The 15,430-nt window shown below is 69.3% G+C and carries 19 protein-coding genes; 12 read left to right on the top strand and 7 right to left on the bottom strand.

From position 1 onward, the window contains the following. The 9 genes from A5702_RS18765 to A5702_RS18805 form a co-directional block, all read left to right on the top strand. A partial coding sequence (locus A5702_RS18765; protein WP_197506626.1) for an MCE family protein occupies positions 1–757 on the top strand: 757 nt, incomplete at its 5' end. A gap of 56 nt (positions 758–813) precedes the next feature. Next, the gene (locus tag A5702_RS18770; RefSeq protein WP_231965096.1) at positions 814–1,998 is read left to right on the top strand and encodes a cation:proton antiporter; all 1,185 of its coding nucleotides are present in this window, start codon (positions 814–816) and stop codon (positions 1,996–1,998) included. Positions 1,999–2,115: 117 nt separating this feature from the next. Continuing rightward, positions 2,116–3,114, top strand: coding sequence for an NAD(P)H nitroreductase (locus A5702_RS18775; RefSeq protein ID WP_067817509.1), 999 nt, complete (start codon positions 2,116–2,118; stop codon positions 3,112–3,114). 29 nt (positions 3,115–3,143) lie between these two features. Further along, positions 3,144–3,719, top strand: coding sequence for a hypothetical protein (locus A5702_RS18780; protein ID WP_082956121.1), 576 nt, complete (start codon positions 3,144–3,146; stop codon positions 3,717–3,719). 3 nt (positions 3,720–3,722) lie between these two features. After that, positions 3,723–4,847 (top strand): 4Fe-4S dicluster domain-containing protein, encoded by a 1,125-nt coding sequence (locus A5702_RS18785; RefSeq protein ID WP_068222618.1) that lies wholly within the window; start codon positions 3,723–3,725, stop codon positions 4,845–4,847. Positions 4,848–4,866: 19 nt separating this feature from the next. Then, positions 4,867–5,682, top strand: a complete 816-nt coding sequence (locus A5702_RS18790; RefSeq protein WP_082459810.1) for an FAD/NAD(P)-binding protein — start codon at positions 4,867–4,869, stop codon at positions 5,680–5,682. Next, positions 5,682–6,440: an oxidoreductase gene (locus A5702_RS18795; RefSeq protein WP_068222638.1), complete on the top strand. Its 759-nt coding sequence runs from the start codon at positions 5,682–5,684 to the stop codon at positions 6,438–6,440. Before A5702_RS18790 ends, A5702_RS18795 begins: the two co-directional genes overlap by 1 nt. Beyond that, positions 6,437–7,729 (top strand): Ni/Fe hydrogenase subunit alpha, encoded by a 1,293-nt coding sequence (locus tag A5702_RS18800; protein WP_068222621.1) that lies wholly within the window; start codon positions 6,437–6,439, stop codon positions 7,727–7,729. Before A5702_RS18795 ends, A5702_RS18800 begins: the two co-directional genes overlap by 4 nt. Next, positions 7,726–8,226 carry a hydrogenase maturation protease gene (locus A5702_RS18805; RefSeq protein WP_067817469.1) on the top strand — a complete coding sequence of 167 codons (501 nt, stop codon included), beginning with the start codon at positions 7,726–7,728 and terminating at the stop codon, positions 8,224–8,226. The genes A5702_RS18800 and A5702_RS18805 overlap by 4 nt, the downstream gene beginning before the upstream one ends. Here A5702_RS18805 and A5702_RS18810 read toward each other — a convergent pair. Genes A5702_RS18810 through A5702_RS26445 form a run of 3 tightly spaced genes read right to left on the bottom strand, consistent with a single transcriptional unit; the run spans position 8,177 to position 10,156 of the window. Next, complete coding sequence (locus tag A5702_RS18810; RefSeq protein WP_068222625.1) at positions 8,177–8,581, bottom strand: DUF302 domain-containing protein; 405 nt, start codon at positions 8,579–8,581, stop codon at positions 8,177–8,179. The genes A5702_RS18805 and A5702_RS18810 overlap by 50 nt on opposite strands. Before the next feature lie 16 nt (positions 8,582–8,597). Then, complete coding sequence (locus A5702_RS18815) at positions 8,598–9,995, bottom strand: trypsin-like peptidase domain-containing protein (RefSeq protein ID WP_068222628.1); 1,398 nt, start codon at positions 9,993–9,995, stop codon at positions 8,598–8,600. Continuing rightward, positions 9,992–10,156: a hypothetical protein gene (locus tag A5702_RS26445; protein ID WP_156349493.1), complete on the bottom strand. Its 165-nt coding sequence runs from the start codon at positions 10,154–10,156 to the stop codon at positions 9,992–9,994. Before A5702_RS26445 ends, A5702_RS18815 begins: the two co-directional genes overlap by 4 nt. 157 nt (positions 10,157–10,313) lie before the next feature. Here A5702_RS26445 and A5702_RS18820 point away from each other — a divergent pair, with 157 nt between their 5' ends. The 3 genes from A5702_RS18820 (at position 10,314) to A5702_RS18830 (ending at position 12,698) form a co-directional block, all read left to right on the top strand. After that, on the top strand, positions 10,314–11,117 hold the full coding sequence (locus tag A5702_RS18820; RefSeq protein ID WP_067817464.1) for an HPF/RaiA family ribosome-associated protein: 804 nt from the start codon (positions 10,314–10,316) through the stop codon (positions 11,115–11,117). Positions 11,118–11,194: 77 nt separating this feature from the next. Then, positions 11,195–11,839, top strand: coding sequence for a hypothetical protein (locus A5702_RS18825; protein WP_068222631.1), 645 nt, complete (start codon positions 11,195–11,197; stop codon positions 11,837–11,839). 67 nt (positions 11,840–11,906) lie between these two features. Beyond that, positions 11,907–12,698: a universal stress protein gene (locus A5702_RS18830; RefSeq protein ID WP_068222646.1), complete on the top strand. Its 792-nt coding sequence runs from the start codon at positions 11,907–11,909 to the stop codon at positions 12,696–12,698. Between the two features lie 7 nt (positions 12,699–12,705). Here A5702_RS18830 and A5702_RS18835 read toward each other — a convergent pair whose 3' ends face one another. From A5702_RS18835 to A5702_RS18850, 4 genes are all read right to left on the bottom strand, one after another. Beyond that, positions 12,706–13,122, bottom strand: coding sequence for a pyridoxamine 5'-phosphate oxidase family protein (locus A5702_RS18835; protein ID WP_068222634.1), 417 nt, complete (start codon positions 13,120–13,122; stop codon positions 12,706–12,708). 101 nt (positions 13,123–13,223) lie between these two features. Continuing rightward, on the bottom strand, positions 13,224–14,204 hold the full coding sequence (locus A5702_RS18840; RefSeq protein WP_082956122.1) for an NAD(P)H nitroreductase: 981 nt from the start codon (positions 14,202–14,204) through the stop codon (positions 13,224–13,226). A gap of 25 nt (positions 14,205–14,229) precedes the next feature. Continuing rightward, on the bottom strand, positions 14,230–14,481 hold the full coding sequence (locus tag A5702_RS18845; RefSeq protein WP_055402065.1) for an acyl carrier protein: 252 nt from the start codon (positions 14,479–14,481) through the stop codon (positions 14,230–14,232). 6 nt (positions 14,482–14,487) lie between these two features. Beyond that, the coding region (locus A5702_RS18850) for a dihydrolipoamide acetyltransferase family protein (RefSeq protein ID WP_068222636.1) at positions 14,488–15,430 on the bottom strand (943 nt) is incomplete at its 5' end.

The raw sequence follows: 15,430 nt of genomic DNA on the forward strand, positions 1-15,430 counted from the left end.
CGACAGGTTCGGCCAGTCGGTGGTCAACGCCAACGCGATCCTCGATGACGTCAATCCGCAGATGCCCCAGGCGCGCCGCGACATTCAACAGCTGGCGGCGCTCGGGGACACCTACGCCAACGCCGCACCCGACCTGATCGATTTCCTGAACAACGCGGTGGTCACCTCGCGCACCATCAACGCGCAGCAGAAGGACTTGGACCAGGCGCTGTTGTCGGCGGCCGGGTTCGGCAACACCGGTGCCGACATCTTCAACCGGGGCGGCCCCTACCTGGCCCGCGGGGCCCAAGACCTGGTGCCCACCGCGCAACTGCTGGACACCTACAGCCCGGCGATCTACTGCACGCTGAAGAACTATCACGACGTGGTGCCGCTGACCGGCGCCTCCGAAGGCGGTTTCAACGGCTACTCGCTGAACATGAACACCGAGGCGCTGTCCGGGCTGGGCTTGCTGGCCAACCCGGTGTCGGCGGTGGCCACCATCGCCAGCCTGGTCGGCGGGCTCGCCGGCGTCGTCGGCGGCGCACCGAACCCGTACACCTACCCGGAGAACCTGCCGCGGGTGAACGCGCGCGGCGGGCCGGGCGGCGCCCCGGGCTGCTGGCAGCCCATCACCCGGCACCTTTGGCCCGCACCGGAGTTGGTGATGGACACCGGCAACAGCATCGCGCCCTACAACCACCTCGATACCGGATCGCCATATGCGATCGAGTACGTGTGGGGCCGACAGGTCGGGGATAACACGATCAATCCCTAGAACCGCGGCGCGAAGAATGCAGAATGTCCTCGTGCTGGCGCGCAGGGACCGCTGACGTGCCGGGGTTTGGCTTCCACACCCTGGCGCTGCTGACCGCGATCGGGTTGGCCGGCCCCTTGCTGGCCGCGCTGCCGCGGCTGCGGATTCCGGTGATCATCGGCGAGCTGCTCGCCGGCCTCGTCGTCGGCCGCACCGGCTTGAACCTCGTCGACGTCACCAACCCGACCTTCCAGCTGCTCGCCAACGTGGGCTTCGCGCTGGTGATGTTCGTCGTGGGCACCCACGTCCCGGTCCGCGCCGGCGGGCTGCGCTCGTCGCTACCACGGGCGCTCGGGCGGGTGGCGCTGGCCGGCGGCGCCGCGGCGGCACTCGGTGTCGGGCTGGCGGTGGCGTTCGGGACCGGCCACGCGGCGATGTACGCGGTCCTGATGGCGTCGTCGTCGACGGCGCTGGCGCTGCCGGTGATCGATTCCCTTCGGCTGCGGGGGCCGCAGGTGGTCGCGGTCACCGCCCAGATCGCCGTCGCGGACACCGCCTGTATTGTCTTGCTGCCGTTGGTGATCGACCTGCATCACGCGCCCACCGCCGCGCTGGGCGCGCTCGCGGTGGCGGGCTGCGCGGCGGTGCTGTTCGTGGTGATGCGCCAAGCCGACGCCAGGGGCTGGCGCCGGCGCATGCACGCCTACTCCGAAAGCCACCGGTTCGCGCTGGAGTTGCGGACCAACCTTATGGTGCTGTTCGCGCTGGCCGCGCTCGCCGTCAGCACGCGGGTGTCCGTGATGTTGGCGGGGTTCGCGGTGGGCCTGGTGGTCGGCATGGTCGGCGAACCACGACGGTTGGCGCGTCAGCTGTTCGGCATCACCGAAGGGTTCTTCAGCCCGCTGTTCTTCGTCTGGCTGGGCGCCTCGCTGCAGGTGCGCGAGCTGGGCGCGCACCCGAAACTGATCCTGCTCGGCGCGGGCCTGGGCCTGGGGGCCGTGCTGGCGCATGCCGCCGGCCGACTGCTCGGCCAACCGCTGACCCTCGCGGTGCTCTCGGCCGCCCAGCTGGGTGTGCCCGTCGCCGCGGCAACCATCGGCACCGAGGAACACCTCCTGGTCGCCGGCGAGGCGTCCGCGTTGATGTTCGGCGCCTTGCTGACCATCGCGGCCGCGTCGATCGCGGGCGCGTTGGCGTCGCGCAAGCAGGTGGCCAACGGCCCTTCCGGCGCCGACCCGCCGCATGCCCAGCGGCACGACTGACGTCTAGCTGCGCGATTGGCCCAAAGTCCTTTGCGCTAGTGCCGTCGTGCCCTCGTCGGGGGCGGCGGCAATCGGCCATCGTGGATGGACGACGCAATACCGAAGGGAACGACCGCCATGAACACCCGCTTTCCGGATGCCGGCACGGTCCGGACCGTCCTGAGTCTGGCCGCGCGGGCACCTTCGGTGCACAACACGCAACCCTGGCGGTGGCGGGTGGACGCGTCGAGCCTGCACCTGTATTCCGACGAGAGCCGGCAGCTGCCCAACATCGACCCCGATGGCCGGGACCTCATGCTGAGTTGCGGTGCGGCCCTGCATCACTGCGTCGTCGCGCTCGCGGCGGTCGGGTGGCTGTCCAAGGTGACCCGGTTCCCGAATCCGGCCGACCCCAGTCACCTTGCGGCGATCGAACTTTCGCCACACCGCGCCGACTCCGTGGACATCGCGCTGGCCGCGGCGATACCGCGGCGCCGAACCGACCGGCGCTACTACAGCTCCTGGCCGGTGCCGGTCGGCGATGTCGCCCTGATGGCCGCGCGCGCGGCCCGTAGCGGGGTAACGCTGTGCCAGGTCGAAGACCTCGACAATTTGCGGGAGATCGTCGCCCAATCCGTGCGGGATCACTTGAACCAGGACTATCTTGCCGAGCTCACGGCCTGGAGCGGACGCTACGCGTCGGTGGCCGGCGTTCCCGCGCGCAACACACCCGCACCGGACCCGACGGCGAAGATTCCCGGCCGGTTCTTCGCCGGGCCGGTGCTGCCCATGCCGGCGGAATCCTCGGCGGCCGAGGACAACGCCGTCGTCGTCGCCCTGGGCACCCGCAACGACGACCGCCTGGCCCAGCTGCGCGCCGGCGAGGCGACCAGCGTCGTGCTGCTCACCGCGACGTCCCTGGGGCTGGCCAGTTGCCCGGTCACCGAACCGCTGGAAGTTCCCGACACGCGCGCGGCGGTCCAATCCGACATCTTCGGCGACAGCAACTACCCGCAGATGCTGCTACGGGTGGGCTGGGCGCCGATCAATGCGGACCCGTTGCCCGCGACGCCGCGGCGCGAGCTCTCCGAGTTCGTCGAGTGGATGACCGAATACGAACACCAGGCCGCGCACTGACCCGGCGAACTCACCGAAACGATTGCGGCGTGGAGGGATACGTGATGGAGGCGTTCACACTGGACCCTCGGTGCTGGCGGGTGGCCCGCGTCTTCGGCCGTAACCCGTTGCTGCGCCGCTCCGACCGCATCGAGGCGATGGTCGTGCTGGTCGCGATCGCCGTGTCGCTGCTCGGCGTCCCCGTCGCCGGTGTGATCGGCGCGACGACCTATGGCGCGCGGGACAAGGTGTACACCCAAGAGGCGCGCGAACGGCACCGCGTCGTGGCGACCGTCGACGAGGCGCGCGCCGAGGACTTCGGTGTGACTGTCGCACAGGCGAAGTGGCCGGGCCCCAACGGGGAGCGCGGCGGGACTCTGGAACTGTCCGAGCGCGTCCAGGCCGGCGGAACCGTCGACATCTGGGTGGACGGCGACGGCAATCCGGTGGTGCCGCCGCCCCCGACGTGGCTCGCCGCCGCCGAGGCGGTCGGCGTGGCGGTGGTGGCCGCGCTGGGCGTGACGATGGCGATGGCGGCACTGGTGGCGGTCGTCCGGTCCCGGCTGGATCGCGCGCGTGATGCCCTGTGGGAGCGCGACATCGAACTCCTCGCCGAGGCTTCGTAAACCATGAGCGGAAACGGCGGGCAGTCCGGTGCCGCAACCTTCGGCACCGCCGGGCTGCAGCGTTTGGTCGAGGTCCTGATCGAGCGCGGGTACCGCGTCATCGGCCCGACGTTGCGGGACAACGCGATCGTGCTCGATCAACTGCAGTCGGCCGACGACCTGCCGCGCGGGTGGGGCGTCGACGTGGCTCCCGGGCACTATCGGGTGCGCGCGCGCGACGACGACGCGGCGTTCGGGCACTCGTCCGGGCCCCAGTCGTGGAAGCAGTTCCTGCACCCGCCACGGCGGCGGCTGTGGTCCGGCAGCCGCGACGGCTTCACCGAATCCGAATCGGACGAGGAGGTGCCGCGGTACGCGTTCCTCGGGGTGCGTGGGTGCGACTTGGCGGCGATCGCGACGCTCGACCGGGTCCTTGGCCGCGGCCAGTACCCCGACAACTCCTTCGTCCGCCGGCATCGGCAGATTTTCGTGATCGCGGTCAACTGCACCGAACCCGGCGGGCTGTGCTTCTGCGCCTCGATGGGTACCGGCCCCGCGGCCGGACCGGGATACGACTTGGCGCTGACCGAGCGGGTCGAGAACGGCGGCGTGACCTACCTGGTTGAGGTGGGCACCGAAGACGGCGCCGACGTGCTCGCCGCCGTCGCGCACCGGGCCGCTGACGACGCTGAGATCGGCGCCGCGCGTGCCGCGGTGCAGGCGGCGTCGCAGCGCATGGGCCGCCAGATGCCCGAGGTGAATCTGCGCGACTTGCTGGTCCGTTCGCGGGAGTCACCGCAGTGGGACGAGGTCGCCAGCCGCTGCCTGACCTGTGGCAACTGCACCATGGTGTGCCCAACCTGCTTCTGCACCAGCACCGAAGACGTCAGCGATCTCACCGGTGAGCATGCCGAGCGCTGGCAGCACTGGTCGTCCTGCTTCGAGCCCGACTTCACCTACATCCACGGCGGCGGCAGCGTCCGTCAGTCCGGCGCCTCGCGGTACCGGCATTGGATCACCCACAAACTGGGCACCTGGCACGACCAGTTCGACATGTCCGGGTGCGTCGGCTGTGGGCGCTGTATCGCCTGGTGTCCCACCGGGATCGACATCACCGAGGAAATGAACAAGATGGCCCGCGATGATTGACGTGGCGGACACGGCGGTGATGGCGCCGAACCCGTACCGGGTGCGCAGCCGAATCGTCGAAAGCCCCGACTCCGCGACCCTGTGCCTGGAACCGCTCGGCCAGGTGCTGCGCGCTCCGCAACCCGGAGAGTTCATGATGCTCTACGCATTCGGTGTCGGCGAGGCGGCGATCTCCATCAGCGGCGATCCCACCGTCACCGACGGATCGATCACGCACACGATCCGTGCGGTCGGCGCGGTGAGCCGGGCGCTGCACGACGCCCAGCCGGGAAGCATCATCGGCGTCCGCGGCCCCTTCGGCACCACCTGGGGGCTCGCCGAGGCCGAGGGACGGGATTTGGTGATGGTCGCCGGGGGCGTGGGCCTGTGCCCCCTGCGTCCGGCGATACTCGGAGCGCTGGCCGAGCGCTCCCGCTACGGCAAGCTGACGCTGGTGGTGGGCGCCCGGTCGCAGGCCGACCTCGTCTTCGCCGCTCAGCTCGAAAAGTGGGCGCACGACCCGCAGATCGATTTGCACCTGATCGTCGACGCCAAGACGCCGGGCTGGCACGGCGAGGTCGGCATGGTCACCGAGCCGCTGGGGCGGCTCGCCCTGGAACCCGATCGCACCACCGCGTTCCTCTGCGGCCCGGAGCCGATGTTGCGGTTCGGCGCGGAAACTCTGCTCGCGAAAGGCATTGCGCCACAGGATATCCGGGTGTCATTGGAGCGCAATATGCAGTGCGGGGTGGGGATATGCGGTCACTGCCAGCTGGGGCCGCTGCTGGTGTGCCGCGACGGCCCGGTGGTCGGCTTCGACGTGGCCGGTCCGCTGCTACGGGTGAAGGAGCTTTGATGAGCCGACCGACCCTGGCCGTGTGGAAGTTCGCCTCGTGCGACGGTTGCCAGCTGACCCTGCTGGACTGTGAGGACGAGCTGCTCACCCTGGCCAACCAGGTGCAGATCGCCAACTTCGCCGAGGCCTCCAGCGCGGTCGTCGCCGGGCCCTACGATGTGTCGCTGGTCGAGGGCTCGGTCACCACTCGGCACGACGAGCAACGCATCCAGGAAATTCGGCAGCAATCGAAGGTGCTGGTCACCATCGGGGCGTGCGCGACGGCCGGCGGAGTGCAGGCGCTGCGCAACTTCGCCGACATCGCCGAGTTCGCCTCCGTCGTCTACGCCAAGCCGGAATACGTTGACACGCTTGCGACGTCGACGCCCGCGTCCGCGCACGTCAAGGTGGACTACCAATTGCCGGGCTGCCCGATCGACCGGGGTCAGCTGCTCGACACGCTGGCGGCCCTGCTGATCGGACGCAAACCGCGGGTGCCGGCCAAGACGGTGTGCACCGAGTGCAAACTCCGTGGCGTGTCGTGTGTCGTTGTCGCCGAGGGGATTCCGTGCCTGGGCCCGGTCACCCACGCCGGTTGCGGGGCGCTGTGCCCCAGCCATCACCGGGGTTGTTACGGCTGCTTCGGCCCGTCGGCGGCCCCGCGGACCGCGACGTTGATTCCGTTGCTGCGCCGCGACGGCATGTCCGACGGCGACGTCGACCGAGTGTTCTCGACCTTCAACGTCGCCACCTTCGCCGCCGAACGGAGCGAGCAGTGAATCCCTCAGAGCGCACCCTGAGCGTGGGCGCGTTGACCCGCGTCGAGGGGGAGGGCGCGCTCCACGTCGCCCTGCGGGACGGGGAACTGCGCAGCGTGCAGCTCAACATCTATGAGCCACCACGGTTTTTCGAAGCGTTCCTGCGCGGGCGCGCCCACACCGAACCGCCCGACCTGACGGCGCGCGTCTGCGGCATCTGCCCGGTCGCCTATCAGGTCAGTTCCTGCAATGCCATCGAGGACGCCTGCGGGGTTCAGGTGGACGAGGAGCTCGTCGCGCTGCGGCGGTTGCTCTACTGTGGCGAGTGGATCAACAGCCACGCCCTGCACATCTACCTGCTGCACGCGCCGGACTTCCTCGGCTACGACGACATCGTCGGCATGGCGCGCGACCACCGGCAGGTCGTCGAGCGGGGGCTGGCGCTGAAGAAGGCGGGCAACCGGCTGATGGAATTCGTCGGCGGCCGGGCGATCCACCCCGTCAACGTGCGCCTGGGTGGATTCTATTCCGTCCCAATGCGATCCGAATTCGCCCCGCTCCAAGAGCTGTTGCGTCGCGCGCTGGACGACGCCGTCGCGACGGTCGAGTGGGTGTCCGGATTCGAATTCCCCGATCTCGAGCTCGACCACGAGTTCCTGGCGCTCACGGCGGCGGGCCGGTATCCGATCGAGAACGGTGTCATCGCGCGCAGCGCCGGTCCGGCGTTCGGCGTGGCCGAGTTCACCGACCACGTCGCGGAATCACAGCTGCCGCACTCCACCGCCCTGCACGCCACGCTCGACGGCGGTCGCTACCTGACCGGTCCGCTGGCGCGGTACTCGCTGAACGCGCGGGCGCTGTCTCCGATCGCCGCTCAGGCGGCGGCCGGCGCCGGGCTGGCGGGCGAATGCCGAAACCCGTTCCGCAGCATCGTCGTGCGCGCCGTCGAAGTCGTCTACGCGCTCGAAGAGGCGCTGCGCATCATCGATGAATACCAGCGCCCGTCGCGCCCGTTCGTTCCCGTCCCCGCTCGCGCCGGCGTCGGCCACGGGGTCAGCGAGGCCCCCCGCGGCCTGCTGTACCACCGATACCGGATCGACGAGGACGGGCTGGTGTCGGCCGCGACGATGATTCCGCCGACGTCGCAGAATCAGGGGGCCATCGAGGCGGACCTGGCCCGGCTGGTCTCCGGCAACCTCACGCTCGACGACGCCGCGCTCACCGGGTTGTGCGAACAGCTGATCCGCAGCTACGACCCGTGCATTTCGTGTTCGGCGCACTTCCTGACGCTGACGGTGGAGCGGGGATGACCGGCGACGCTGGACGGGTCGCCGTCGTCGGGCTCGGCAACCGTTACCGCCGCGACGACGGCGTCGGTGTCGCCGTTGCCACCGCTTTGGGCGACCTCGTGTGGCCGAATGTCGTTGTGACAAGCGATGTTGCGGAGCCCACGGCCCTTCTCGAGGCCTGGACCGGGGCGGGGCTGGCCGTGATCGTCGACGCGGCGATCGCCACGCCCGCCAACCCGGGTCGCATCCATCGGTATCAGTTGGACGAGGTGCCCGACCAGCCCGAGGGGCTGAGCTCGCACAGCGTCGACATCGGCGGCACCCACGCGCTGGCTCGGGCGCTCGGGCGGGTACCCGGCGCGGTGGTGGTCTTCGCCGTCGAGGCGGCGGACACCGGCGCCGGCGACGGGCTCACTCCGACGGTCGCGCGCGCCGTGCCGCTGGTGATCGACATGGTGGCCGCCGAGATCAATCGCTTTCGGTCAGCGACGCAATCGCGGCACGCAGGTTCTCGGTGACCTCGGCCGCGATGCTGATGAGCGCCGGCTCGCCGGTCACCTCGACCAGCAGTCCGGGATCCATCGCCTCGACGATCACCGTGCCCGGGTCGCCCCGGTCGGTGCGCACCAGCATGTTGCACGGCAGCAGCAGCCCGATCTCGCGATCCACGCTGATCGCCCGATACGCCAGCGCCGGATCGCATGCCCCCAGAATGAGGTAGTCCTCCATCTCCACGCCGAGCAGCGCTCGCAGTTTCGCCCTGACGTCGATCTCGGTGACCACGCCAAAGCCGCTGCGCGAGAGCGCCTCTCGGGTCCGGGCCACCGCGTCGTCGAACGGGGTCGCCAATCTCGTGGAGAGTTCCCCGCTCATCGCGGCGCGTCATCGGTCAAGAGATCAACCCCGTGCCCCGCGCCGCCGCCGGAACCTCGATGCGCTTGCCGCAATTCGGGCAGAACCGTTCGCTCGGATGATGTTCGGCCCCGCAATGCGCGCAGAAGTGCGGCTCGTCGGCGCCCGATTCACGGGGCATCAGGCGAAGCGGCGCTACCTCGGGTGCCGGACCGCGCGGCCGCCGCAGCCGAAGCCCCAAGAAGGTCAGTCCGGCGCCCAGGGCGATCACCGAGGCCACGCTGATCACGATGTAGGCCAACAGATTCTTCCCGCTCAGCGACGAGGCGTCCCCGTACTGCTGGCGCAGATTGACCGCGGTCGTCTTCAGATCGTCCAGCCCGGGATAGCCGGGCGACATCGCCAGCGTCTGGTCGAACTCGCCGATCGCATCGGTGTAGTGACCCGCATAGAAGTCGGCGAGCCCCTTGCGATAAAACCGGTCGGCGGGTCCCAGCATCGGCTTGACGCCCTTGGCGGCCAGTATCGCCGCCACGCCGTCGGCCGGCGCGATGAAGTTGAAGGGCTGGGATTCGCCGGCGGGGGCGAAGCTGTTCAGGCCGACCACCTTTCCGTTCAGCCCGATCGCCGGCCCGCCGCTCATGCCCTCGGTCATCGCGGCGTCGATCTCGTAGGCGGGGTTCGACCCGGCGATGGACTTCTTGCTGACCTTGCCGCTCTTGTAGGTGGGGTCCAGCGACGGGCCGGTGATGTTTTGGGTGCTCTCCGGGTAGCCGACGGTGAGAACGGGCGTCCCGATGGTGACCTCGGCGTCGGTGGCCAGTTCGGACGACGGCAGGTTGCGCTTGGCGACCTTGAGCAGCGCGGCGTCGCCCTTTCCGAGGGGCCGGAAATCGACGATGTTGGCGACCATCTTGTCCGCGAGTTTCGTTCCCGTGCCGGACATCAGCGCGACGCTGACGTGGGGACCCTGGCCGGGCGAATCGCCTTCCACCCGCGCGTTCTTGCCCAGCCAATCCAAAGTGGTTGCCGGATCGCTCGACTCGGGTGCGTCCGGAAACTCGCTTCGATATTCGGTGGCGGCCCGCTTGAGGATCAGTTCCGTGGCGCTCGCCGGGTCGACGCAGTGACCCGCCGTGGCCACCCACCCGTCGGGGTTGACGACGAAGGCCGTGCAGTTCCAGGTGGCCAGGAACGGCATGCTGGAGCCCCGCCCGAATTGGGACAGGATCTCACCGCTGGGCAACCGGACCAAGCCGTAGCCCTCGCCGGCGAGATACATGATGGACGGCCGGATCAGCGCCGCCGCGCGTTCCTCGGGCTTGGCTTGCGGGTGCCCGCTGTCGGCGGCCGCCATGCCCGGCGCGCCGGCCCACAGCGTGAGGGCGGTCGCCGCCAGCGCCAGCAACCGCCGGGCGGCCGTCGGACGAGTCACGGCCGGGCCATCGACGACGGATGCCGGCTCATCGACTCGAGCAGCTCAGCTTCGTATCGCCGCACCGAAATCCACGCCGGATGCGACTCGAGCACGATCACTTCCGCGCCGACGATGGATGCATTTCCGCGTCGCTGGGTTGCGGGCATTGTCGCAGTCACAACCCTATTTCAGTCGCTCGCCGGGCGGCTCGATAGGGACCGAAGTCACGACCGGTAAGGACCTCCGTTCGTTCTGGCTGCACGACGGCCGACGACGTCCAGGTCCGGTGACCTTCGGCCCTGTCTCGCAACCGGTTCGGTGAGTAGCACTTTAGGCATGTCTGAAACGACTGAATCGGCACAGCATGTCGACGTCCAGGTCACCCTGCGTGACGAGCCGCCCTCGGTCGCGGAATACGCGCGCGGCAAGATCGGTGAGCTCGCGCGGTTCGCGAGCCGACCGGTGCTGCACGCCCGCGTCCGGCTGACCAGGCATCGCGATCCGGCGGTGCAACGGCCCGTCGTCGCGCAGGCCAATCTCGATGTCGACGGACGGCTGGTCCGCGCCCAGGTCCAGGCCGGCACGGCGCACGAAGCGGTCGACCTTCTCGCGGCGCGGTTGCGGCGCCGGCTGGAACGCACGGCCGCACACTGGGAGGCCCGCCGCGGCGAGCGGCCGGCGCCCGGCCACGACGAATGGCGGCACGATTCCGAGCCGGCGCACCGGCCAAATTACTTCCCCCGGCCGGCAGACCAGCGCCGCGTCATCCGCCGTAAGTCGTTCACGATGGCGGCGTGCACCCTCGACGACGCCGCCCACGAAATGAACTCGCTCGACTACGACTTTCACCTGTTCACCGAGAAAGGGACGGGCATCGCCGGCGTCCTGTATCGCGCCGGGACGACGGGCTACCGCCTTGCGTTGGCGGCCCCGGAGCTCGCCGACCGGGTGAGCGAGCACGCGCTGCCCGTGACCGTCAGCGCACAACCGCTGCCGTGCCTCACCGAGGACGGGGCCGCCGACCGGCTTGCCCTGCTCGGCCTGCCGTTCCTGTTCTTCATCGATGCCGACCACGGTTGCGCCAGCGTGCTATACCACCGCTACGACGGGCATTACGGCCTGATCACCCCGGCCGGCTAGCGCGCAGGGCACATCGGCGCGCGCACCGGGGACCAAGGACCCTCGCCGGGGTCGGGCGGCCCGCGCACACTGGCGCCATGGCCAACACGACGAAGCGGATCGCCCGGACCACCGCGCTGCTCGCCGTTCTCTACGGCGCGCGCAGGTATTACCGCAACTGGGGCGCCACCAAGGCCGAGTCGCAGCTGCGCTTTCCGGGCGACACCCTGGTGGGAGATCCGGCGGTGCAGACCACCGAAGCGGTCGACATCGACGCGACCACGCCCGTCGTCTGGTCCTGGTTACTGCGGTTGGGCCTGGATCGGGGTGAGCGGTACGGCAACGACGGGATGGAAAGCCCTGTCGAGCATAGTGATAGCGAGACCCTGCGGGTGGGGGATGCCGTCCGCCTGGCCCCCGAGGGCTGGCTGGGGCTACCCGAGGGGCTGACGTTGCGGGTCGCGGAAATAGTGCCCCAAAAGTACGTCGTGCTCCATGCCATGCGGTCCGATCCGCACTGGAATGTGGTCCTGTCATTGCACGTGCAGCCGCACTGGGAGGACCGCGTCCGACTGCTGGCGCGTGCCCGGATCGCGTTGCGCTACCCGGGCGAGGTGTTCGTCCTCGAACTGGCCAGGCCGCTGATCGCGCTCGGGACGCGCGCGCTGTTGCTCGCGATCAAGCGGCGGGCGGAGCGACTCACCCTGCTGGAGCCGGTCCGCTCCTCGGTCGAAACAAGTTGACAGTTCTGGTCTTTGGCGCGTGTGGGCCGCCGGCCCGCGCGACAAGGAACGAAGGGAGGCCCGGACGGTGAAACCAATCGTGGTGGGGATCGACGGTTCGTCGGCGGCGATCGCGGCCGCGCTATGGGCCGTCGACGAGGCGATCACGCGCGGCGCACCCCTGCGTCTCGTCTCCGTTGTCAAGCCGACGCACGAGTCTCCCGAAGACTACGAACGCGATCTCGCGCACGCCGAGAAGTCGCTGCGGGAAGTCGCGGCGGCGGTGGCGGCAACCGGCAAGTGTGTCGAGGTGGAAACCGACGTGCCAAGGGGTCCCGCCGCCTCCGTGCTGATCGAGGCGTCCTCTCAGGCCGCAATGATCTGCGTGGGCTGCGTGGGCATCGGACGCTACGCGCGCTCCATCGTCGGTTCGACGGCCACCGAGCTCGCGGAGAAGGCCCATTGTCCGGTGGTGGTGTTGCGGACCGGCTCCGAGCTGCCGCCGCCGGACATCAATTGGGTCATCGTCCGGATGACCGACACCCCCGGAAACGACGACGTCGTGAATTGCGCTGCGGCGGAGGCGAAGTTGCGCAGGGCTCCCATGCTGATCCTCGGCGGTCGGCCCGAGGAACTGACCGACTATGCCGACGGGAAGTTCGAGCGCCGGATAGCGCAGTGGCGACAGCCCTATCCGGAGGTCCGCGTCTACCCGATCGCCACGAAGCACGCCATCGCCAGCTACCTGAACTCCAACAACGAGCGAGTGCAGCTCGCCGTCATCGGCGGCGACGAGGCCGGCCAGCTCGCGCGGTTGGTCGGGCCACAGGGGCATCCGTTGTTTCGGCACCCCGAATGCTCCGTGCTCGTCGTGCGTTAGCGGTGGGTCAGTCCTCCGGCGCGCCGAACCGGAACCGGCGCCCCGTGACTATCTCGGGAATGATCCGCACGTAGTGCGATTTCTCCGACGGCGTCCACGGCAGCACCTGCGCGCGTTCGGCTTCCTCGATGTCCTCGTTGGTGCGCAGGGAGCGCGCGACGCCCTTGATGATCACGCTCCAGCCTTCGGCGACATTGTGGTCGTCGACCTCGAACAGCACCCGGTTGTTGATCGCGGTGCTGACCAGCTTGGTGCCCTCCGCGGTGCGAAACAGCACGGTGTGGCGCTGGACGGCGTAGTTGACCGGAAAGATCTCGGGCTGCCCGCCCACACTGGTGACCAGGCGGCCCAGCGTCACGCCCGCCATCAGGTCCCAGCATTCGTTCACCGGCAGGATGGAAACCCCATCATCGATCAGCGACATCAGTCATCCCCTTCATCGGCAGCGCTCCCGTCGATGGTATTGCGGCGGCCGGCCGACAGCGTCGGCCGAAGGTCCCGCGGCCCGGGGACCAAAGGCTTTGGCTAGCGGATCTGCAGCACATCCGCCAGCGGGCGCCGGGGAGTCGCCGCCGGCAGTAGTTCCGCCGGCGGGGCGATCCCCGCACGGATCAGCACTTGCGGCTCACCGCGCCGGCCGATGAGTTCGCGCACGATGTCGCGGCTTTCGTCGAGCTCGATCAGGTGCGTGAGCGGGCACGTCGCCATTCCGGCCGCCGTGCATTCCAGCAACACCGTCGACAGCACTTCGCCACACCGCAACACGTCCAGCCTGGTGTCGTCGGGGGTCGACAGCACAAGGATTTTCGCCCAATCGACGTTGATGTCGCCGCGCCGGTCGGCGTGGCTCCTGATCGGGAAGCTGCGCGCCACGTCTACCCGCCAACTCTCCTTGTCGGACGCCAGGGCGGTCGGCGGTATCCCCTCCGCCAGTGCGAAAGACGAAGTCCACCAGTCGAGTTCGGCGTGGTAATAGACATCCTCGCGGCGAAGCTCCTCGGTGAGCCGCGACGCCTCCACCAACAACGGGCGCACGTCATCGGCGAGCACATCCAGGGTGACCAGGCCGCCGTCGAAGGCGGCGCGCAGCGTGGGCTCGAACAGCTCCCAATACGTCGGGCGTCCCAACGGGAGCCGGTCGCTGCGGCGCTGCAGGATGGCCTCGGCGCGGCGGCGCTGCGCCTCGGTGATGTCCTCCAGCGGGCTGAAGGTGACCGTGGCCAGCTGGTCGGGGTCGTCCGGGTCCGCAAACCGCTCGACCTTCGGCGCCCAGCCGGCGGCGGTCATGGCGACGCACAGGTGGTCCAGGACGGCGCCGCAGGACAGGATCACCTCTCGCCCGGAGTCGTCGGTGGCGGATATCGCGCGGTGCCGCTCCGCGAACAGGCGGAGCACGCCGTCCTCGGCCACCCAGCGCCACGGCTGGCTGTTGTGCACCGACGGGGCACGGCAGGCCAGCAGCACCGCGTTTTCGAGCACGCCGATGTCGGGCGTCCTGCCCCTCATGTCAACCCCCTGTGCGATTTTCGGCTCAAACCTTGGACGCGTTGGCTTCCACGTAGCCGACCACATCGGCCAGCGTCCGCAGCGACGCGTAGTCCGATTCCGGGATGTCGACATGCAGTTTCCGGTGGATCCCACGCAGAAAGCTCAGCCAGTCCATGGAATCCAGGTCGACCTGGTCGCGCAGCAGGACGTCGTCGGCGATGTCGTCGGGATCGATTTCGGGGGCGATGGAGGTCAGCACGGACAGCACCACCGCGCGGGTGTCTTCATTGGTCATTGCGCATCACTTTTCTAGGAGGTCGGGCTGCTGGAGCAGCTCGTTGATTGCGGCGAGGAAGAGCGCACCCCGGTGCCCGTCGCTGGCCCGGTGGTCGGCGGCCAGGGTGGCCTGCACGGTGGTGACGACGCGGATCCCGCCGTCGATGACGCAGACGCGCTCGGCCGGCTGGCCGAAGCCGACGATCGCGACCTGCGGCGGGTAGATGACGCCGAAGACCGCATCGACGCCCTGGTCACCGAGGTTGGTGACGGTGATGGTCGGGTCCGACATCTCCGAACTCCGCAGCGAGAAGGACCGCGCCCGCGCCACCAAATCGGTGAGGTCGTCCATCAATTCGTCCAGCTTCTTCTCCGGCACGTCGTGGATCGCCGGCGCGACCAGCCCGCCGCCCCGCAGGGATATCCCGACACCGACGTGCACACCGTTGGCGGGTTCGAATCCGTCCTCGCGCCAGAAGCCGTTGAACTCACCGAACCGCTGCGCGGCGACTCCGACGGCCTTCAGCAGCAGCACGGCCGGCAGCACCCGCTCGTCGATGGATCGCTGCGCGTTACGGGTTGTCAACCAGGACAACGACTTTTCCAGCCGGATTTCCTCGGCGAGGTAGTAGTGCGGGATCTCGCGCTTCGACCGGCTCATCGCCGCGGCGATCGACTTGCGCATCTGCGTGGCGCGGTCGGCCGCCGTGGGCTTGGTCCCCGGCTGCGCGACGGGCTTGGGCGCGGCCGGCTTGGCCGCTGCCGCGTGCTCCACATCGTTGATGGTGACCGCGCCCTGCGGGCCGGTGCCGGTCACCGCGTCGATGTCGACGGCCAGCGACTGGGCCAGCCGCCGCGCGGCCGGGGACACCCAGCGGCGCCGCCCGGGGGCGGTCGAAGCGCGAGATCCCGCACTACTACCTCGCCGAGGAAATCCGGCTGGAAAAGTCGTTGTCCTGGTTGACAAC

The sequence above is a fragment of the Mycobacterium sp. E3339 genome, from assembly GCF_001666915.1.
GTDB lineage: Bacteria > Actinomycetota > Actinomycetes > Mycobacteriales > Mycobacteriaceae > Mycobacterium.